This is a genomic window from Phenylobacterium sp. (assembly GCF_036263695.1).
GTDB lineage: Bacteria > Pseudomonadota > Alphaproteobacteria > Caulobacterales > Caulobacteraceae > Phenylobacterium.
In genome coordinates, this window is sequence record NZ_DATAGM010000023.1 from 1 (window position 1) to 3,960 (window position 3,960).

The following is a 3,960-nucleotide window of genomic DNA, read 5'->3' on the forward strand; positions in this document are numbered from 1 at the left end:
TCGCTCTCAAGCGCACCACTCAGGCCTGCCAGACGCTGGCCGAACTCGCCCGCCGCTATCCGAGCGCCGCCGCCGGCGTGAAGAGCCGGGCCGCCTCGGCGCGCACCCAGGCCAAGTGCGCCGCCTAGGGCGCGAGGCCACGACCGCCGCCGGCGATCCCGCGGACATCGAAGCGCGCGCCTGGCCCGCGCTCGGCCGCCGACTGCGCGCCGACACCCGAACGCCGATCGCGGTCGCCTTCTCCGGCGGCGGCGATTCCCTCGCCCTGCTGCTGAGCGCGCATACCTGGGCGCTGGCCAACGGGCGGCGGCTCATCGCGCTGCACGTCGACCACGGCCTGCAGCCCGAGGGCCCCGCCTGGGCCGCGCGCTGCGCCGAGACCGCCGCCCGCCTCGGCGTGGCGTTCCAGGCGCTGGCCTGGCGCGGCGAGAAGCCGGCCCGCGGCCTGCCTGCCGCCGCCCGGCTGGCCCGTCACCGGCTGCTGGCGGAGGCCGCGCGTGAGGCCGGCGCCCGGGTGATCCTGCTCGGCCACACGGCGGACGATCTCAGCGAGACGCTGGCCATGCGCGCCGAGGGCTCGACGACGCCGCTGGCGCGCGAGTGGGGCCCCTCCCCCGTCTGGCCTGAGGGCCGGGACGTCTTCCTGCTGCGCCCGCTGCTGGCGGTCGGGCGGGCGGAGATCCGCGGCTGGCTGGCGGCCCGCGGCGAGACCTGGATCGAAGATCCCGCCAACCTGGACCTTCGCTTCGCTCGCGCCCGGGCCCGCGCTGCCGGGGCGCATGCCGAGGCGGTCCCGCCCGAGCCGCCACCGGAGGGCGCCGCAGCGCTGGCCCGCGCGGTGGTCCTGGAGACGGGCGACGTCATGCGCATCTCCCGGCGCGCCTTGCGCGAGACGTCCGCCGCGACCGCCTTTCTCTCAGCCGCCTGCCTCTGCGCCGGCGGCGGGGAGCGCCCGCCGCGGCGCGAGCGCGTCGAGGCCCTGGCCGCTCGGCTCCTCGGCGAGGCGGCGTTGACCGCGACCTTGGCCGGCGCGCGGATCGAGGCCGCCGGCGAGAGCGCCTGGTTCATGCGTGAAGCTGGCGAAGCGGGCCGCGGCGGGCTGCCGGAGACGCCCCTCCCGCCGGGTGACACTGTCGTTTGGGACGGCCGCTATGAGATGCTTGCTCGATGTTCGGCGCAGGTGCGGCCTTTGGCCGGGGCGGCGAAGCGGCTGAACACTGAGCAGCAGCGGGCGATGCTTGCGGTGCGCGCGGGCGCCCGGAGCGCCTTGCCACTTGTGGTCCGGGATCACGAAGCGGCGTGCCCGGTGCTGGCGGACGACGGAACGCAGGCGCGCTTTCTCGGCCTGGAACGGCTGCTGGCCGCGTGCGGGGCCGTTGAGCGGGAGCCTAGCTGATCGCCTTCAGAACATGCTCCACGCCGCGCACGACAGGATCGGCGAAGCGGGCGCCGAGGAGGCTGGCGTGGTCGGCGCGGGCGACGTGCTCCACATAGCCGTGGCGAGAGGCCAGCGCCGGGGCGACCTGCAGCGCCTTCAGCCGCGGCCAGAGGTTCTCGTGGCCGGCGGTCACCACGGCGATCGGCAGGGCGGGGTCGAAGTCCTTCTCGCCGGCCAAGGCGGAAATCTCGGCCCAGCGGCCGACTTCCAGCGCCGCCCCGCGCGCATGGGCCGGCGAGCCGTAGATCCGCCGCTTCTCGATCGCCGCCTCGCCGGTCAGGCCGATCAGGTTGCCGAACACCATCGCCACCGGCCGCATGAGGCCGACGCGGGCGCCCAGGCCCAGCATCCGCATGCCGGCATGGTAGGCGCCCAGCACGCGCGGCGCGTGCCGCATCTCCCAGACGTCCGGCGTCACAGCGTCCACCAGCACCACGCCGAGGATCTTCTCCGGATGGCGGCAGGCGAAGATCCGCACCATCAGCCCACCCATCGAGTGGCCGACCAGGATGTAGGGGCCAGGCTCGCCCGCCCGCTCCAGCAGGCGCTCGAGGTCGTCGGCCAGCGCCGCGCCGTGCCTGGGCGGCGGGCCGGGATCGGAGAGGCCCAGGCCCGCGCGGTCGTAGGCGAGGCTTTTCAGCCCGTTGGCCGCCAGCCTGTGCTGGACCTCGGCCCAATCGGCGGCGCAGCCGAACGCGCCGTGCTCGCAGATGACGGTGGGGGTGGCCTCGGCGGGGCCGGCGCGGACCATCCGCAGGCTGCGCCTGCCGATGTCGATCATCTCGCCCCGCCGGTTCGGGCGGGACCGTTGCGCGGCCGAGGGCCGCTCGAGTGTCTGGCTCACCTTCGTCATATGGTCGAGCTCGGTCCCGTTCGCCAGAGGCGGCTTCAGAGCACCTTCGAGAAGTCGACTTCTTTCTCGTATATCCGGCTGAGCTGGCGCAGCCGCTCGCGCGCCTCGGCCGGGATGCGCTCGCCGCGCCCGGCGACGCCCTGGTTCCAGCGGGAGCGGCCCTTGACCTCGTCCGTCAGCTGGAACGCCTCGGCCATCTCGGCGTCGGTGGCCTTCAGGCCCAGGAAGTCGCGCAGCTTGCCCATGGTGGCGGGTCCGAAGTCGAGCACGTCCTCCTCGTAGTAGAGCTTCAGGTGCGGCGAGCTCATGCGCGACCAGGAGACTACGTAGTCGAGGTACCAGGTGCCCACATAGCCGCACAGGAACGACAGCCGCTCCGCGTCAGGAATGGCGGCGTAGTTCTGCGGCACGCGGATCATCGAGAAACCGCTGACCTGATCCTTCCGCAGCATGTCGTCCATGCTGACGATGGCGTCGAAGATGTTCCGGAAGACGACGATGGGCTTGATGTTGTGGGCCTTGAACACCTGCTCGGTGTAGGGCGTCCACTTGGTGTGCATGTGGGAGATCCAATCGCCGCCCCGCAGTTCCAGGAACAGCAGGGACAGCTCGTCGATCTCGTGCTCCACCGACATGGCGCCCACGAAGTCCGGGTTCATGTAGGGCTTGTGCAGGTAGGTGACCGGCATCTCCACGCCCGGGATCCGCTGGATCGACGTCATGATGTGGGTCGAGCCGGACTTGGGCATGCAGCAGATGGCCACCTTCAGGCCGCGGCCCCTGGAAAACGTCCGGGCGATGTTGATGTCGAAGACCGACAGCTTCCGGGCCGCCTTCTCGTAGATGCGGCGCACCTGCTGCTGGCGCTCGGGCGTGTCGAAGGCGACCGGCAGGACGCTGTAGACCGAGTTCAGCACGGCGCGCGGCTCAAGCTTGGCCATGTTGTCGAGGTAGCCGCGCGTGCGGTCGTAGTTGCGCTTGAACTTTTCGGCTTCCATGGAGATCCCTGGTCGAAGGGCCGGGAACCTATCACCGCCGATAGCCCGCTAGAAGATCGAACCAGGGCGGCGCCATCGCGCCGCAGGCGCGTCAGCCGGCCGGGTCGATGGTGGCCCGCACGCGGCCATTGGCGTCGGTGCTGATGGTGACCGAGGCCGGAGCGGGCGGCGTGGCGCCGCTCTGGGCGGCCGGCGGGCTCGCCGGCTCGGCCTTCTTGACCGGCATGTCGACCATCGGCGCCAACTCGACCTTGGGCGGCATGGCCGGCAGCCGTTCCAGGGGCGCGGCCTGGCCGGTGGGATGCTTGGTGAGGCTGGCCAGGCGCTGGTCGATCTCACCCAGGGCTTTGGCCCGGCGTTCGGCGTCGGCCAGTTCCTTGGCGGCCCGCGCCTCCTCGGCGGCCAGCAGCTTTGCCTCCTCGCGAGCCTCCATCTGCTCGCGCTTGCTCTTGGGAATGTAGGAGACGTAGGCGATGCGGACCCGGCGCGGCACGTAGCTGGCCTGGCGGTAGGGCACGTCCTCGGCGCTCGCGTACTGCTTGCCGATGAAATAGCTGGGGTTCAGCGGGCGGCCGTCCCGGCGCACCTCGATGTGCAGGTGGGCGCCGGTGGACGAGCCGGTGGACCCCACCTGGCCGATGGAGGCCCCGCGCTTCACCGCGATCCCCGCC

At 72.3% G+C, this 3,960-nt stretch carries 4 protein-coding genes; 1 reads left to right on the forward strand and 3 read right to left on the reverse strand.

Annotated elements, in window-relative coordinates:
- Window positions 1–166: 166 nt before the first annotated feature.
- On the forward strand, window positions 167–1,396 hold the full coding sequence (gene tilS / locus VHK87_RS00770) for a tRNA lysidine(34) synthetase TilS (RefSeq protein ID WP_414694082.1): 1,230 nt from the start codon (window positions 167–169) through the stop codon (window positions 1,394–1,396).
- Here the strand turns inward: tilS and VHK87_RS00775 are convergent.
- From VHK87_RS00775 to VHK87_RS00785, 3 genes are all read right to left on the reverse strand, one after another.
- Window positions 1,389–2,291 carry an alpha/beta fold hydrolase gene (locus tag VHK87_RS00775; RefSeq protein ID WP_329632989.1) on the reverse strand — a complete coding sequence of 301 codons (903 nt, stop codon included), beginning with the start codon at window positions 2,289–2,291 and terminating at the stop codon, window positions 1,389–1,391. The two genes, tilS and VHK87_RS00775, sit on opposite strands and share 8 nt — an antisense overlap.
- Window positions 2,292–2,326: 35 nt before the next feature.
- A complete protein-coding gene (locus VHK87_RS00780) occupies window positions 2,327–3,289 on the reverse strand; it encodes a hypothetical protein (protein WP_329632990.1) in 963 nt (320 codons plus the stop codon).
- Window positions 3,290–3,380: 91 nt separating this feature from the next.
- On the reverse strand, window positions 3,381–3,960 hold a 580-nt coding region (locus VHK87_RS00785), incomplete at its 5' end, for a M23 family metallopeptidase (protein WP_329632991.1).